General features: G+C 70.7%; 15 protein-coding genes and 1 riboswitch. Of the genes, 7 read left to right on the forward strand and 8 right to left on the reverse strand.

Going from position 1 to position 15,306, the window contains the following annotated elements:
• The first annotated feature begins 219 nt into the window (after positions 1-219).
• Positions 220-436: riboswitch (cobalamin riboswitch) on the forward strand.
• A 193-nt stretch (positions 437-629) separates the two neighbouring features.
• Complete coding sequence (locus DLJ58_RS15035; protein WP_244218947.1) at positions 630-2,948, forward strand: ribonucleoside-diphosphate reductase subunit alpha; 2,319 nt, start codon at positions 630-632, stop codon at positions 2,946-2,948.
• Positions 2,949-2,998: 50 nt separating this feature from the next.
• A complete protein-coding gene (locus tag DLJ58_RS15040; RefSeq protein WP_124856955.1) occupies positions 2,999-3,994 on the forward strand; it encodes a ribonucleotide-diphosphate reductase subunit beta in 996 nt (331 codons plus the stop codon).
• 139 nt (positions 3,995-4,133) lie between these two features.
• Here the strand turns inward: DLJ58_RS15040 and DLJ58_RS15045 are convergent, their stop codons facing one another.
• Complete coding sequence (locus DLJ58_RS15045; protein WP_124856895.1) at positions 4,134-5,045, reverse strand: MerR family transcriptional regulator; 912 nt, start codon at positions 5,043-5,045, stop codon at positions 4,134-4,136.
• Between the two features lie 118 nt (positions 5,046-5,163).
• On the opposite strand from DLJ58_RS15045, the gene eno reads away from it, so the two are divergent.
• Positions 5,164-6,429: a phosphopyruvate hydratase gene (eno, locus tag DLJ58_RS15050; RefSeq protein WP_124856897.1), complete on the forward strand. Its 1,266-nt coding sequence runs from the start codon at positions 5,164-5,166 to the stop codon at positions 6,427-6,429.
• On the opposite strand, the gene DLJ58_RS15055 is transcribed toward eno, so the two are convergent.
• Genes DLJ58_RS15055 through DLJ58_RS15065 form a run of 3 tightly spaced genes read right to left on the reverse strand, consistent with a single transcriptional unit; the run spans position 6,411 to position 8,304 of the window.
• Positions 6,411-6,851, reverse strand: a complete 441-nt coding sequence (locus DLJ58_RS15055) for an arsenate reductase ArsC (protein WP_124856899.1) — start codon at positions 6,849-6,851, stop codon at positions 6,411-6,413. The genes eno and DLJ58_RS15055 overlap by 19 nt on opposite strands.
• 17 nt (positions 6,852-6,868) lie before the next feature.
• A complete protein-coding gene (gene arsB / locus DLJ58_RS15060) occupies positions 6,869-7,960 on the reverse strand; it encodes an ACR3 family arsenite efflux transporter (protein WP_124856901.1) in 1,092 nt (363 codons plus the stop codon).
• A complete protein-coding gene (locus tag DLJ58_RS15065; RefSeq protein ID WP_124856903.1) occupies positions 7,957-8,304 on the reverse strand; it encodes an ArsR/SmtB family transcription factor in 348 nt (115 codons plus the stop codon). The genes arsB and DLJ58_RS15065 overlap by 4 nt, the downstream gene beginning before the upstream one ends.
• 95 nt (positions 8,305-8,399) lie before the next feature.
• Here DLJ58_RS15065 and DLJ58_RS15070 point away from each other — a divergent pair, with 95 nt between their 5' ends.
• Positions 8,400-8,897, forward strand: a complete 498-nt coding sequence (locus tag DLJ58_RS15070; RefSeq protein ID WP_124856905.1) for a GNAT family N-acetyltransferase — start codon at positions 8,400-8,402, stop codon at positions 8,895-8,897.
• A 45-nt stretch (positions 8,898-8,942) separates the two neighbouring features.
• Entirely contained in the window at positions 8,943-10,337 is a 1,395-nt protein-coding gene (locus tag DLJ58_RS15075) for an FAD-dependent oxidoreductase (RefSeq protein WP_124856907.1), read from the forward strand.
• An 82-nt stretch (positions 10,338-10,419) separates the two neighbouring features.
• Here DLJ58_RS15075 and DLJ58_RS15080 read toward each other — a convergent pair whose 3' ends face one another.
• Positions 10,420-10,773 (reverse strand): TraR/DksA family transcriptional regulator, encoded by a 354-nt coding sequence (locus tag DLJ58_RS15080; protein ID WP_124856909.1) that lies wholly within the window; start codon positions 10,771-10,773, stop codon positions 10,420-10,422.
• 118 nt (positions 10,774-10,891) lie between these two features.
• Here DLJ58_RS15080 and DLJ58_RS15085 point away from each other — a divergent pair, with 118 nt between their 5' ends.
• Together DLJ58_RS15085 and DLJ58_RS15090 are read left to right on the forward strand one after the other, a co-directional pair.
• Complete coding sequence (locus DLJ58_RS15085) at positions 10,892-11,482, forward strand: TetR/AcrR family transcriptional regulator (RefSeq protein WP_158629591.1); 591 nt, start codon at positions 10,892-10,894, stop codon at positions 11,480-11,482.
• Positions 11,483-11,604: 122 nt separating this feature from the next.
• A complete protein-coding gene (locus DLJ58_RS15090) occupies positions 11,605-11,955 on the forward strand; it encodes a DUF1330 domain-containing protein (RefSeq protein WP_112589787.1) in 351 nt (116 codons plus the stop codon).
• A gap of 63 nt (positions 11,956-12,018) precedes the next feature.
• Here DLJ58_RS15090 and DLJ58_RS15095 read toward each other — a convergent pair whose 3' ends face one another.
• From DLJ58_RS15095 to DLJ58_RS15105, 3 genes are read right to left on the reverse strand one after another with little or no spacing between them, the layout of a single operon-like run.
• Entirely contained in the window at positions 12,019-13,230 is a 1,212-nt protein-coding gene (locus tag DLJ58_RS15095) for a ferritin-like domain-containing protein (protein WP_124856913.1), read from the reverse strand.
• On the reverse strand, positions 13,227-14,072 hold the full coding sequence (locus tag DLJ58_RS15100; RefSeq protein WP_124856915.1) for a phosphate/phosphite/phosphonate ABC transporter substrate-binding protein: 846 nt from the start codon (positions 14,070-14,072) through the stop codon (positions 13,227-13,229). Before DLJ58_RS15100 ends, DLJ58_RS15095 begins: the two co-directional genes overlap by 4 nt.
• The gene (locus tag DLJ58_RS15105; protein ID WP_124856917.1) at positions 14,072-15,241 is read right to left on the reverse strand and encodes an acyl-CoA dehydrogenase family protein; all 1,170 of its coding nucleotides are present in this window, start codon (positions 15,239-15,241) and stop codon (positions 14,072-14,074) included. Before DLJ58_RS15105 ends, DLJ58_RS15100 begins: the two co-directional genes overlap by 1 nt.
• Positions 15,242-15,306 lie beyond the last annotated feature (65 nt).

The raw sequence follows: 15,306 nt of genomic DNA on the forward strand, positions 1-15,306 counted from the left end.
CGGGGCATCGACGACGACACATGAATGCGGCCTGCGCCACCATGGCCTGGATACATCGCATCTTTGTCGACTGTCGACACCCGGTGGAGAGCCCCCGTCTCGGTGCCTGGCGTCGGTCGGCATGGCATTTTCGGTCGGGGTGGTGACAGTGATCACCGAGTCGGCGCCGACACGCCCGACACCGACATGTGGGGTGTGACAACGGCTGCGCCCCTATATATGGTGTCGGGCGTAGCTGGTTCGGCCGCTCATCCGGGGCGGTCGAGGCAACAGGGAACCCGGTGGAAATCCGGGACTGTCCCGCAGCGGTGAGTGGGAACGACCGCCGTCAACAGCACTGGGCCACCAATCGGCCTGGGAAGCGACGGCCAGTAGGAGACCGGCGAGACCGGTCGTGCCCGCGAGTCCGAAGACCTGCCAGCGCGCCGCGTACCCGCACCCGGGTGGGCGGCGGTCCGAGGCCGCGTGGGACGGCTGACGCCACCTGACCCCATGCCGGACTGGCGTGGCGTCCGTCGGTGTCTGTCTCCTCGCGTCCGGGCCACCAGGTCTCGAACTCCGAGGAGCGAGTGGTGACAGTCACCGAGGTAGTCCCGGCCAGCGGCGACGCGGCAGTGCGGCGGACGCCGATGCAGGTCCGCAAGCGCGACGGCGGCACCGAACCCGTGGACGTGAACAAGATCGTCCGTGCGGTCGAGCGGTGGGCCGACGACCTGACCGACGTCGACCCGATGCGGGTGGCCACCCGCACGATCAGCGGCCTCTACGACGGCGCGACCACTGCCGAACTGGACCGGCTGTCCATCCAGACCGCCGCCGAGATGATCGGTGAGGAGCCGCAGTACTCGCGCCTCGCCGCGCGACTGCTGGCCGGCTACGTCGACAAGGAGGTGCGTCGCCAGGGCATCACCTCGTTCAGCGCGGCGATCCGGGTCGGCCACGCCGAGGGCCTGATCGGTGACGACACCGCCGCGTTCGTCGCCGCACACGCCGCGACCCTCGACCACGCCATCGACCCGGACGGCGACCGCCGGTTCGAGTACTTCGGCCTGCGCACGGTGTACGACCGCTACCTGCTGCGCCACCCCACCAGCCGGCTGGTGCTGGAGACCCCGCAGTACTGGCTGCTGCGGGTGGCCTGCGGCCTGTCCCGGACGGCCGACGAGGCGGTCGGCTTCTACCGGCTGATGTCCAGCCTGGCCTACCTGCCCAGCTCGCCGACCTTGTTCAACTCCGGGACCCGGCACACCCAGATGTCCTCCTGCTACCTGGTCGACTCCCCGCTCGACGAGCTGGACTCGATCTACCAGCGGTACGCCCAGGTCGCCAACCTGTCCAAGTTCGCCGGTGGCATCGGCATCGCGTACTCCCGGGTCCGCTCCCGGGGAGCGCTGATCCGGGGCACCAACGGGCAGTCCAACGGGATCGTGCCGTGGCTGCGCACCCTGGACGCGAGCGTCGCCGCGGTGAACCAGGGTGGCCGGCGCAAGGGCGCGGCCTGCGTCTATCTGGAGCCGTGGCACCCGGACATCGAGGAGTTCCTGCAACTGCGGGACAACACCGGCGAGGACGCCCGACGTACCCACAACCTCAACCTGGCCAACTGGGTGCCGGACGAGTTCATGCGCCGGGTCGAGGCCGACGAGCTGTGGTCGCTGTTCGACCCGCACGAGGTGCCCGAGCTGCCCGACCTGTGGGGGGAGCGGTTCGACGCCGCGTACCGGGAGGCCGAGGCGCAGGGGCGCTACGTGCGGCAGGTCCCGGCACGGGAGCTGTACGGGAAGATGATGCGGACCCTCGCCCAGACCGGCAACGGCTGGATGACCTTCAAGGACGCCGCCAACCGGCTCTGCAACCAGACCGCCGAGCCGGGCAACGTGGTGCACCTGTCGAACCTCTGCACCGAGATCGTCGAGGTGTCCAGTGACACCGAGACCGCCGTGTGCAACCTCGGCTCGGTGAACCTCGCCGCCCACCTCACCGACGGCGGCATCGACTGGGAGCGGCTGCGCGCCACGGTGCGGACCGCGGTGACCTTCCTCGACCGGGTCATCGACATCAACTACTACCCGACCGCGCAGGCGGCGGCGAGCAACCCCCGCTGGCGGCCGGTCGGACTCGGGCTGATGGGCCTCCAGGACGTCTTCTTCGCGCTGCGGCTGCCGTTCGACTCGCCGGCCGCGCGGGAACTGTCCACCCTGATCAGCGAGGAGCTGTACCTGACCGCGCTGGAGACCTCCGCCGACCTGGCGCGCGACTTCGGCGCGCATCCGGCGTACCCGCAGACCCGGGCCGCGCGGGGCCAGCTCCAGCCCGACCTGTGGGGTGTCGAGGGTACGCAGACCGCGCGGTGGGCCGCGCTGCGTGAGCGGGTCGAGGCGTACGGGCTGCGCAACTCGCTGCTCGTGGCGGTCGCGCCGACCGCGACCATCGCCTCGATCGCCGGGTGCTACGAGTGCATCGAGCCGCAGGTGTCCAACCTGTTCAAGCGCGAGACCCTGTCGGGGGAGTTCCTCCAGGTCAACACCGCTCTGGTGCGCGAGCTGAAGGCCCGCGGTCTGTGGACCGAGCGGATCCGTTCGGCGATCAAGCGGGCGGAGGGGTCGGTGCAGGACATCGCCGAGCTGCCGGCCGGCGTACGGGAGCTGTTCCGCACCGCGTGGGAGCTGCCGCAGCGGGCGCTGATCGACCTGGCCGCCGCCCGCGCCCCGTTCATCGACCAGTCCCAGTCGCTGAACCTGTTCCTGGCCGCGCCGACCATCGGCAAACTCTCCTCGATGTACCTGTACGCCTGGAAGGCCGGGCTGAAGACCACCTACTACCTGCGCTCGCGCCCAGCGACGCGGATCCAGCAGGCCACCGTCAGCGCTGTCGCACCCGTCGTCGTCGACGCGGAGGCGCTGGCCTGCTCGCTGGAGAACCCCGAGTCGTGCGAGGCCTGCCAGTGACCCCCGCCGACACCACCGACGCCAGCACCACCGACACGAGGACCACGCACATGCTGCTCGACCCCGGGATGGACCTGACTCTCCGCCCGATGCGCTACCCGCACTTCTTCGACCGGTTCCGCGACGCGATCCGCAACACCTGGACGGTCGAGGAGGTCGACCTGCACGCCGACCTCGCCGACCTGGACAAGCTGTCGCCGGCCGAACGGCACCTGGTCAGCCGCCTGGTGGCGTTCTTCGCCACCGGTGACACGATCGTCGCCAACAACCTGGTGCTCAACCTCTACCAGCACGTCAACAGCCCGGAGGGTCGCCTCTACCTGTCCCGCCAGCTGTTCGAGGAGGCCGTGCACGTCCAGTTCTATCTCAACCTGCTCGACACGTACGTGCCCGACGAGACGGAGCGCTTCGAGGCCTTCGCGGCCATCGAGAACATCCCCTCGATCCGTCGTAAGGCCGAGTTCTGCTTCCGGTGGATCGACTCTCTCAACGACCTGCGGGAGCTGCGGTCCCGCGAGGACCGGCGCACGTTCCTGCTCAACCTGATCTGCTTCGCCGCCTGCATCGAGGGTTTGTTCTTCTACGGCGCGTTCGCGTACGTCTACTTCCTGCGCTCGCGCGGCCTGCTGCACGGCCTCGCCTCGGGCACCAACTGGGTGTTCCGCGACGAGTCCATGCACATGGCGTTCGCGTTCGACGTCGTCGACACCGTCCGCGCCGAGGAGCCGGACCTGTTCGACGACGACCTCGCCGACAAGGTCCGCCGGATGCTCACCGAGGCGGTCGAGTGTGAGGTGCAGTTCGCCGAGGACCTGGTGGGCCATGGTGTACCCGGTCTGACGTTGGCCGACATGCGGGAGTACCTCCAGCACGTCGCCGACCGCCGCCTCGCCCAACTCGGCATCGCGCCGCACTACGGGTCGAGCAACCCGTTCGGCTTCATGGAGTTGCAGGACGTCCAGGAACTGTCCAACTTCTTCGAGCGGCGGGTGTCGGCGTACCAGGTCGGGGTGACCGGCACGGTCGCCTTCGACGACGACTTCTAGCGGGCGGCCGCGGCCGACGCGTTGCAACACCCCGTCCGCGCCGATCTTGCAGCTTCGGTCGCCGATATGCGCGCAATTTTCCTTTATGTCGCGACAGGAAGTGCAAGATCGCGGGGAAGGGTCGTTCCAGTCTCGTCGATCATGGAGTTGTGGTGCCTGCCTGGCGTCGCTTGGTGAGCCACCGCATCACGTGCAGTGGGTGCGACGCCGGGTCCGGGATCGGGTGGAAGACGTGTTCGACAGCGCCGTCGGCGACGATCAGCGTCAACCGCTCGTAGAGCGTCATGTCGCCCGCGGTGCGGGTCGGCAGCCTCAGCGCGTCGGCCAGGGTCAGCCTCGGGTCGGGGATCAGCGGGTAGGGCAGCCGCAGTCGGTGCGCGAGTTCCCGCTGGTACCCGGTCGACTGCGCGGACAGGCCGTACACCCGGGCGGCGCCGGCCGCGCGGAGCTCGGCGTGGTGGTCGCGGAACCAGGCGGCCTGCTCGGTGCTGCCGCGCGCGCCGTGGATCTCCAGCAGCCCGTTGGGCAGGTCGACACCCGGTCGTCCGGTCAGCGGGTAGACGAAGATGACGCTGCGCCCGGGGCCGAGCGTGCCGAGATGGACCGGGCGGCCGTCGGTGCCGTAGAAGGACAGCGGTGGCAATCTGACGCCGACCAGCGCGGTGGGGTCGGCCGCTTCGGCGGGACTGCCGGGTACGACCTGGGTCGCGGCGGCGTCCAGGCGCGCGTCCAGCGCGTCCCGCTGAGCGGTCAACTTGCCGATCCGCTCCTGGAGGTTGGTGATGGTGCTGCGGTACGTGGCGACCGCCGCCGCGCACACGTCGGTGTCGTCGGAACCATCGGCGATCGACTCGACGAACGGGCGGGTCTCCTCGACGGTGAGGCCGAGCGCCATCAGCTCGCGGATCTGCGCCACCAGCCGCACCGCGATCGGGTCGTACTCGCGGTAGCCGTTGCTCAGCCGCCGGGGTACGACCAGCCCGGCCGACTCGTAGTACCGCAGTGCCCGGACCGTGGTTCCGGTCCGGCGTGCCAACTCACCCACCCGCATCCCGCGACCCTAAACCCGCACCCCGGGGTACGGGTCAACGTGTCCATCGTCGCGGTGTCAGGGCTGCCGTTTCCTGCCAGTCTGGCTGCGAACAGGCAGCTTGAGCAGGGAGTGTGTGATGACGGCAATCAGTCTGGTGCGGGCTCGGCAGATCCTCGACAGCAGGGGCAACCCGACCGTGGAGGCGGACGTGGTCCTCGCCGACGGGTCGACCGGCCGGGCGGCCGTGCCGTCCGGCGCGTCGACGGGGGCGAACGAGGCGGTCGAGCTACGCGACGGGGACCTGGCGCGTTTTCACGGCAAGGGCGTCAGCACGGCCGTCGCCGCGGTCAACGGCGAGATCGCCGACGCGGTGCTCGGGCTCGATGCGGAGGACCAGGCCCTGATCGACGAGACGATGATCGCTCTCGACGGTTCCAAGGACAAGGGTCGACTGGGCGCCAACGCGATCCTGGCGGTGTCCCTGGCAACCGCGAAGGCGGCGGCGTTGGCCCACCGGCAGCCGCTGTACCGCTACGTCGGTGGCGTCGGCGCCCGCCTGCTGCCGGTGCCGATGATGAACATCATCAACGGTGGCGCGCACGCCGACAATCCGCTCGACTTCCAGGAGTTCATGATCGCCCCGGTGGGAGCGCAGACGTTCGCCGAGGCGGTCCGGATGGGCGCGGAGGTCTTCCACACCCTCAAGGCGTCCCTGGCCGCCGCCGGGCACAACACCAACGTCGGCGACGAGGGCGGCTTCGCGCCGAACGTCACGGACGCCGACGAGGCGCTGCGGTTCGTGCTGCGCGCCATCGAGGACACCGGTTACCAGCCCGGCGTCGACGTGCGGATCTGCCTCGACCCGGCCAGCTCGGAGTTCTTCCGCGCGGGCGTCTACGACTACGTCGGCGAGGGCCGCCAGCGCACCGTCGAGGAGCACATCGACTACCTGCTCGATCTGGTCTCCCGGTACCCGATCAGCTCGATCGAGGACCCGATGGCCGAGGACGACATCGCCGGCTGGAAGCGGCTGACCGCGGTGGCGGGGGAGCGCGTGCAGCTGGTCGGCGACGACGTCTTCTGCACCGACGTCGACCGGCTGCGCGACGGGATCGACGGCGGCTACGCCAACGCGATCCTGGTCAAGGTCAACCAGATCGGCACCCTCACCGAGACCCTGGCGACGGTGGACGCCGCGCACAAGGCGGGGTACCGGGTGGTGATGTCGCACCGATCCGGGGAGACCGAGGACACCACCATCGCCGACCTGGCTGTGGGTGTCGGCTGCGGTCAGATCAAGACCGGTTCGCTGTCACGCTCCGACCGCACGGCCAAGTACAACCAGCTCATTCGCATCGAGGAGGAGCTGGGCGAGCGCGCCAGCTACGCCGGAGGCCGCTGAGGGGTGCGCCTCGGGCGGGTGGCGAGGTTCAGGTCGGTGAGGAGTTTCTCCACCCGACCCCGGATCTCGTCGCGGATCGGGCGCACGGCGTCGACGCCCTTGCCGGCCGGGTCGTCGAGCTTCCAGTCCTCGTAGCGCTTGCCGGGGAAGACCGGGCAGCTGTCGCCGCAGCCCATGGTCACGATGACGTCGGAGGACTCCGCTGTCGCGTACTCCAGACGTTTGGGGGTCTGGTCGGTGATGTCGATGCCGACCTCGCGCATGGCCTGCACGGCGGCGGGGTTGATCGTCTCGGCCGGCGCCGAGCCGGCCGAGCGCACCTCGACGGTGTCTGCGGCGAGGTGGCGCAGCCAGCCGGCGGCCATCTGGGAACGGCCGGCGTTGTGGACGCAGACGAACAGGACGCTGGGTCTGTCGCTCATGTCGGGGTTGCCTTCCATTACGCGGTCGCGGATTGCGGGGGAGTGAAGAAGCGGCGGCGCGCCCACAGGGAGACGTAGACGAGCCCGACCAGGACGGGCACCTCGATCAACGGGCCGACGACCCCGGCGAGGGCTTGGCCGGAGGTGACGCCGAAGGTGCCGATCGCGACGGCGATGGCGAGTTCGAAGTTGTTGCCGGCGGCGGTGAACGCGAGGGTGGTGGTGCGTTGGTAGCCGAGACCGATGGCGCGTCCGAGGGCGTAGGAGCCGGCCCACATGAGTGCGAAGTACACCAGCAGGGGCAGGGCGATGCGGACGACGTCCAGGGGCCGGCTGGTGATGGCGTCGCCTTGCAGGGCGAACAGGATCACGATCGTGAACAGCAGCCCGTAGAGGGCGGCCGGGCCGATGCGGGGCAGGAAGCGGGCCTCGTACCAGGCGCGGCCCTTGGCGCGCTCGCCGAGGCGGCGGGTGAGGTAGCCGGCGAGCAGTGGGATGCCGAGGAAGATGAGCACGTTGCCGGCGATGTCCCAGGCCGAAACCGTCAGCTCGGCGCCGGAGAGCCCCAGCCACTGGGGGAGCACGGAGAGGTAGAACCAGCCGAGCAGGCCGAAGGCGACGACCTGGAAGACCGAGTTGAGGGCGACCAGGACGGCGGCAGCCTCCCGATCACCGCAGGCGAGGTCGTTCCAGATGATGACCATGGCGATACAGCGGGTCAGGCCGACGATGATCAGACCGGTGCGGTACGCGGGTTGGTCGGCCAGGAAGATCCAGGCCAGGGCGAACATCACGGCGGGGCCGACGAGCCAGTTGAGGACCAGCGAGGAGATCAGCAGCCGGCGGTCCCCGGTGACGGTGTCGAGCCGGTCGTAGCGGACCTTCGCCAACACCGGGTACATCATGATCAGCAGGCCGGCCGCGATCGGTAGCGAGATCCCGCCGATCTGCACCGCGTCCAGGACGCTGTTCAACCCGGGGATCAGCCGACCGAGGAGCAGGCCGGCGGCCATCGCCAGCCCGATCCACACGGGTAGGAACTGGTCTAGCAGGGAGAGGCGGCCGACGACGGAGCTCTCGGCCGGGTCCTTCCGGAGCGTCGTGCTCATGCCGCCGGTGCCACGGTGAGCAGTGCGGCGAGCTGGCGCAGGATGGTCGGCCGGGCGCGGTAGTAGACCCAGGTGCCCCGGCGTTCGGCGTCGACCAGCCCCGCCTCACGCAGCGTCCTGAGGTGGTGCGAGATGGTCGGTCCGGTCAGGTCGAACGCGGGGGTCAGGTCGCAGACGCAGATCTCCCCGCTCTCGGCGGAGGCGATCATCGACAGCAGTTGCAGCCGCACCGGGTCGCCGAGGGCCTTGAACGCGGGCGCGAGCACCGCCGCTGCCTCGGCCGGCACGCGCCGTTCGGCGAGCGGGGGGCAGCAGACCTCGTCCTGTGCTGCTTGATTCGACACTCGTCTAGGTTGACACTTCTCTAATCAGTGTGCAACTGTCTGATTCGACGGACGTCGAGACAGTCCTCTGATCTCTTCCGGAAGGCAACCCGCTGATGGCCGACATCACCGTGCGCCCCATGACCGACGCCGACGCCGACCGGGTCCTGGCGATCTACCAGGCCGGGCTGGACGCCGGTAACGCCAGCTTCGAGATCACCGCGCCGACCTGGGCGACGTTCGACACCACCCGCCTCAGTGCGCACCGCTTCGTGGCCGTCGACAGCGACGGGGAGGTCCTCGGCTGGATCGCCGTCTCGCCGACCTCGACCCGCGCGGTCTACGCCGGTGTGGTCGAACACTCCGTCTACGTGGACCTGGCCGCCCAGGGCCGTGGCGTCGCCCGACTGCTGCTGGCCGCGCTGATCGCCTCGACCGAAGCCGCCGGCATCTGGACCATCCAGTCCGGAGTCTTCCCGGAGAACACGGCCAGCCTCACCCTCCACCAGCGGGCCGGCTTCCGGGTGATCGGCGTCCGCGAGCGGGTCGGTCGCCACCACGACCGTTGGCGCGACGTCGTCCTGCTGGAACGTCGCAGCCCCACCGTCAGCTGACCAGCCGTGGCCCGGCAGACCGGCCACCACACCAAGGAGTCACGGATGAACGCTCTGCACGACCTCCCCATCGTCGTCATCGGCGCCGGTCCGACCGGTCTCGCCGCTGCCGCCCGCCTGCACGAACACGGGCTGCCCTGCACCGTCCTCGAAGCCGGTGACACCCCGGGTGCCGCCGTCCGGCAGTGGGGGCACGTGCGCGTCTTCTCGCCGTGGCGTTACAACATCGACCCGGCCGCCCGCCGGCTCCTCGACGAGGCCGGCTGGATCGCCCCCGACCCGGAAGCGCTGCCCACCGGCGCGGAGCTGGTCGACGACTACCTCCGGCCCCTCGCGCAGCTGCCACAACTGAAGCCACACGTGCGGTACGGGGCACGCGTCGAGGCGATCAGCCGGCTCGGCCTCGACCGGCTGCGTACCGCCGGGCGCGACACGGCGCCGTTCCTGGTCCGCCTCGCCGACGGCGACGAGCTGGTCGCCCGCGCCGTCATCGATGCCTCCGGCACCTGGAGCACGCCGAACGTCCTCGGCGCGTCCGGTCTGCGCGCGCGAGGGGAGGCCGATGCGGCGGCGTACCTGGAGCACGCGCTGCCGGACGTCCTCGGTGCCGACCGGGGCCGGTTCGTCGGCCGGCACACCCTCGTGGTCGGCGCCGGTCACTCGGCCGCGAACACCCTGCTGTCCCTGGCGGAGCTGGCCGCCGCCGAGCCCGGCACCGAGGTGACCTGGGCCATCAGGGCCACCGCGCCGACGCGTACCTACGGCGGCGGGAACGCCGACGCCCTGCCGGCGCGGGGCGCGCTCGGCGCACGACTGCGTGCGCACGTCGACGCCGGACGGATCCGGCTGCTCACCGGCTTCTCCGTGCAGGCGCTCACCCCGACGGACGGCCGGGTGAGTGTGGCCCTGCGACACGGCGGCGGCAGCGTCGAGTCGATCACCGTCGACCGGGTGGTCGGGGCCACGGGCTTCCGCCCCGACCACAGCATCGCCGCCGAGCTGCGGCTGGACCTCGACCCGGTGCTGGGTGCCACCCGTGCCCTGGCCCCGCTGATCGACCCCAACGAGCACTCCTGCGGCACCGTGCCTCCGCACGGCGTGGACGTACTCGCCCACCCGGAGCAGGGCTACTACGCCGTGGGCATGAAGTCCTACGGCCGGGCACCGACGTTCCTCATGGCCACCGGCTACGAGCAGGTCCGCTCCGTGGTCGCCGCGCTGGCCGGAGACTGGGCCGCCGCCCGCGACGTCCAGCTCGACCTGCCCGAAACCGGCGTGTGCAGCAGTGACTCCGCCGTCTCGGCGGGCGGCGACGACTGCTGTGAGCCGCAAGCGGCGGGGCGTGGACTGTCGACCGGCATCTCCGGAGGGCTGCTGTCCGCACCGATCAGCCTCATCGCCCTCGACGCCGCGCCCGCAGGAGGTTGTTGCGCCAGCTGATCAGACAGTTCCCCCGAAGTGAGACCTCCTCCGGCCGGGGGCGCGGCCGGGCGGACCACCGCCAAGGCGCCGGCAGGCATCGTCACCGTCGGCTGGCACAGGCGACACACGTACGCGCGGACGGGCGGGCGACGAGGCGCTCGGCGGGAATGGGACGGGAGCACCGTTCGCACACGCCGTAGCTGCCGTCGTCGACCCGCCGCAGCGCGACGTCCAGTTCGGCCAGGCGTCGGCGGGTGGCGTCCAGGACGGCGGTGAGCTGCGCGCGTTCGAAGGCGATCGTGCTGCCCTCGGGGTCGTGCTCGTCATCGGCGTTGGACGACCGGGACGCCTCGAAAAGGCTCCGGAGGCCACCGTCCAGGGCGGTGGCCTGGATCTCGCTCTGCTCGCGCAGCCGCAGCAACTCCTCGCGGATCGCGCTGGAATCCCTGTTCATGGCCGTTCCACAGTACCTGGGGGATGACGGCAGTCACATTACTGGCATTCCGAGACGACCGGTCATATCGTGGTGTCTGTCAGTCAGCGGAAACCCCGGGCGAGAGGAGTGCCACGAGATGCCACGAACGAAGTCGCCGGCCTCCGCCGGGACCCGGCAACGGTTGTCCGACGCCGCGTTGGACCTGTTCCACCTGCGGGGCTACAACGGGACGAGCGTCCAGGACATCGTCGCCGCGGCCGGGGCGCCCAAGGGCACCTTCTACAACCACTTCGCCAGCAAGGAGGACCTCGCCCTCGACTCGGTGGCGAGATACTCCGGGGCGATGGGGCTGGAGATGCTCGACGAGCAGCAGGGCGGCAGCCCGCTTGAGCGGATCACCGGTCATCTGAGGTACATCACCGGCCTCGGCGACACCATGGGTGACCGTGGATGCCTGCTCGGGAACTTCGCCACCGAGATCCCGGCGCACAGTGATGTCCTGCGCAACGCCGTCGACGCCGGCTTCGGCCGCTGGGTCGCCGCGCTCGCCGCGGCGATCGGGCAAGCGCGGGCTGCTAGTGAACTGCACGGCGACGAACCCGCCACTGATCTCGCCGGCTTCGTCGTCTCCAGCTACGAGGGCGCGGCAGCGCGGGCGAAGGCATCCGGTGACCCGGCCGCCCTGCGGGAGTTCTTCACGATCACCACGGCCCGGATCCTCACCTGATCCGCGTCCGATCCCAGCGGTAACAGTCCGCGTCGTTACATCCGACGTGGCGCGTACCCAATCCAAGACGACCGGTCGTACGCCTTCGGCCGGTAAGCGCACCCTGCATTGAGGAGTGAGACATGAGCACCTACCTGATCAATCACCTGCGTATCCCGGGCGGAGTGCCGACCGAGGAGTCCCTGCGTTACCTGGAGCAGGTGCAGGCCACCACCGAGGCGTACGGCGCCAAGTGGCTCGTCCTGGATGCCCAGGTGCAGGTCCTCGAGGGCAGCTGGCCCGGTTCCGTCGTGCTGATCGAGTTCCCGGACGCGGAGACCGCCATGACCTGGTACAACTCGCCCGAGTACCAGGCGATCCTGGCGCTACGCGTCGATCACACCATCAACGACCTGGTCCTGGTGGACTCCGTCGGCCCGGACTTCACGGTGGCCGGTTACGCGCGTCAGATCCGGACCCTGCTCGGCCAGTGACCAGCGCTCGCTGACCTGCCGTGCCGCGATCCCCGCGCACGCCGCGCCGTGCGCGGGGATCGGCTACATGAAGTTGCGGGTGTGCAGGGCGGAGAGCGCCGCCGCCTCGTCGGCCCGGAAGCCCAGGCGGACGAGTCGGCGTTGACGGCCCTGATCCATCGCGTGTTGCAGAGCCTGCACCCGGTCGAAGCCGGCGGACACGTCGTCCGGATGCCAACCACCCGCCGCGAGCACCACCAGCGCGTCGAAGACGTCCGCGTTGAGGCCCGCCGTGTCGACCAGCGAGTCGTGACGGCGGTGGATGGCCGCCCGCAGCCGGTCGCGCAGCAGTGGATCCGACTGCGCCTGATGCTCCAGGTGTGCCATGCCGAACACCACGTGCCGGCGCTCGTCCTGCATGGCGAGCCAACAGATCCGACGGGTCACCGGGTCCGGGGCGAATTCGTGCAGGAACGACAGCAGATCGACGAAGCTGCCCTCGCCGAGCACGGAGAGCAGGAACGACGCCAGCGCGAAGTCCGACTCCGCGACGAGGGTGAACAGCGACTGCCGACCGCCGGCGGACGACGTGCCCATCTCGGCGCCCCGTAGCAGCGCCCGCCGGCTGAAGACCTCCATGTGTCGGGCCTCGTCGGCCATCTGCACGGCGAGAAGCTGCACGACCTCCCGGAAGTGCGGGTGGATGCGTCCCACGAACCGGGCCGGCACGACGAGGGCTGCCTGCTCGTTCTCGACCAGGTACGTCATCACCTGCACCACCGCGGCCTCGACGTCGGCCGGTAGCGCGAACGGGTCGTCCCACGGCACCGCGGTCTGCGGGTCCCACTGTCGGGCGGCAGCCTGCGCGTACAGGTGGGGGGCGATGTCGGCCCAGACCAGGTCGCGGTCGTCCAGGTCGAACCGGGCCTCCGGACCACCGGCTTCGAGTAGCGCGCCCCGGGCGCCGAGCCCCCACCGTGCGGGTGGACGGCTGCTGAGCGCCGACGGCAGGGCCGGCCCGGCCCGCTCCGCGCCGAACCAGCGGTCGTCATCCGCCGACCCCCGGACCACCACCGCCACCAGCTCGTTCGCCTCGCCCCGATCCGGCCATTCGACCCGGTGGCCCCGGCCACGACACCAGGCGGGCAGGTGTACGCGCAGCGCCGGGTCGCGCCCGGAGACCGCCAACCGGCCGCCGGGCGGCAACCCGGCCAGGGCGCGCTGCACGAGCAGGTGCGCGCCCCGGCCGAAACCCAGGTCACCCAGGTCGAGCGCGGCTACCGGTGTCGCGCTCACGGCCGGTAGTCCGTGGCCGTCACCCGCCCGTCGGGGGAGTAGAAACCGCTGGTGTCGACCGCGTCGGCAAGGACGTCGTACCCCGTGGTGCGGCCCTCCCGCCAGGCCGTCAACCCCTCAAGGTCCAGCAGCGGACGCACCTGCGGATCGGCGTACGACATGCCGAGCAGCAGCGTGCCGAAGAGCCGGACCCCGTCGGACTCCGGTGCGCGGACCGTCATGTTGCAGTGGTCGTAGCGTGCGGTCTGCGCCACGATCCGGGTGCCCTCGGGCGGTAACGTGCCCTCCTGGACAAATGCCAGATGGTTGGCGTCGATCATGCAGGCGGCGTCGACCTCCCCGGCCACCAGGGCGCGGGCTGCGTCGCGTTCGCCGCCGATGTGGTCGCCGTGCAGGCCGACACCCACGTCGAAGCGGCGTACGTCGACGGTGACCCCGCGCGCGGCGAGGTGGTCCAGCGGGATAAGAGTCGCCTGTGGACTGTCGACCGCCCCGACGGCGACCACCCGTCCGGCGAGGTCCGCGAGCTGGCGCACCGGCGAGTCCGCGCGGACCACCACGACCGAGGTGAGGTCCTGGTCGGTGTCGCGCATGGTGAGCGCGCGTACGGCGGTGCCGTTGGCGGCCGCCAGCCGCTCGGCCCGCAGGTAGGCCAGAGGAGAGTTCCAGGCCGCGTCGATCCGCCCGGCGATGAGGTCCTCGACCTGTCGCTCGTAGTGCGAGTAGAGGACGAAGTCGAAGTCCAGGTCCCGCCCGCGCAACCAGGTGCGGAAGCCCTCCCAGATGGTCACCACCTTGGGGTCGTACGCGACAGCCCCCAGCAGGACGGTTGGCGCGGGCATCAGCGGTTGGCCTCGTCGAGCAGCGGGAGCCCGGTGGCGAGCCGACCGACGAAATCGTGCAGCGCGTCGGTGGTCGGCGCCATCACCCGGGCCGCGCGGGCGTCCCGGAAACGGCGCTCGAGGCCCAATTCCTTGCGGAAGGCGCTGCCGCCGCAGAGCTGCATCGCGCCATCGGTCACGTCGGCGACGGTCTCGCCGGCGAGCGCCTTGACCTGGAGCACCCGCAGCATCGCGTCGTCGCGGCCGGTCTCCAGTGCGGTCAGCGTGTCGCCCAGGAAGGCGCGTAGCGCGTCGGTACGGATCATCAGCCGGGCGAGGTCGCGTCGGGTGACGGGCGCGTCGCGCAGGGCGGCGCCGGTGTGCGCGAGCGTGGTCCCGGTGAGATGTCGGCCGGCCTCGGCCACCGCGCTGTCGGCGAGACCGAGACAGAAGGCGGCGTTGAGCACCAGGAACCAGGGCAGGACCGCGCCGAGCGCGGTGTCCAGCCCGGCCCCGTCGGCCGCCATCCTCGCCGTCGACGGAACTCGCAGCCCGTCGGCGGTCATCGGGCGGGAGCCGTTGCCCCGCAGACCCAGCCCGTCGAAGTCGCCGGTCACGCTCAGGCCGGCGCTGTCGGAAGGCACCAGCCACAGCGTCATCGGGCCGGCGTCGCGGGTCAGCGGAAGGCTCGACCAGACGTAGCTGTTGGCCTCGCCGGCCGCGGTGACCCAGCTCTTACGGGCGTCGAGGCGGACGGTGTCGTCGTCGGCGACTGTCGCGGTGCCGGTCGGCGACCAGAAGTGGCTGCGCGAGCCGTACTCGGAGAACGCCAACGTGGTGAGGTGATCGCCGGCGGCGATGGCCGCGCGGACGTCCCGGGGACCGTGCGCCTCGATGACGGCGGTCGCCGCGTAGTGCATGAGCACCACCATCGCGGTGGACCCGCACTCGGCGGCCAGCCGCTCGATCACCTCGGCGACCGCCCGCATGCCGTGGCCGGCGCCGCCGACCTCGGTCGAGGAGGCCAGGCCGAGCAGGCCGGCTGCGGCGAGAGCGTCGACACCCGGACGGGGGAAGGCCCCATTCCGGTCGACGATCGGTGCCTGCGGGCGGATCACGTCGTCGATCACCGTGCCGAGTGTGTCCGTGGGATCGGTGGCGGTCTGGGCATTGTCGACACTGGTCGTCATGCTCGGTACCCCTTAAGGCAGGCCGATGGGACCGCCGCCGACACTATCCGAACCCATAGACGCAG

The organism is Micromonospora arida (assembly GCF_003857035.1).
Lineage (GTDB): Bacteria > Actinomycetota > Actinomycetes > Mycobacteriales > Micromonosporaceae > Micromonospora > Micromonospora arida.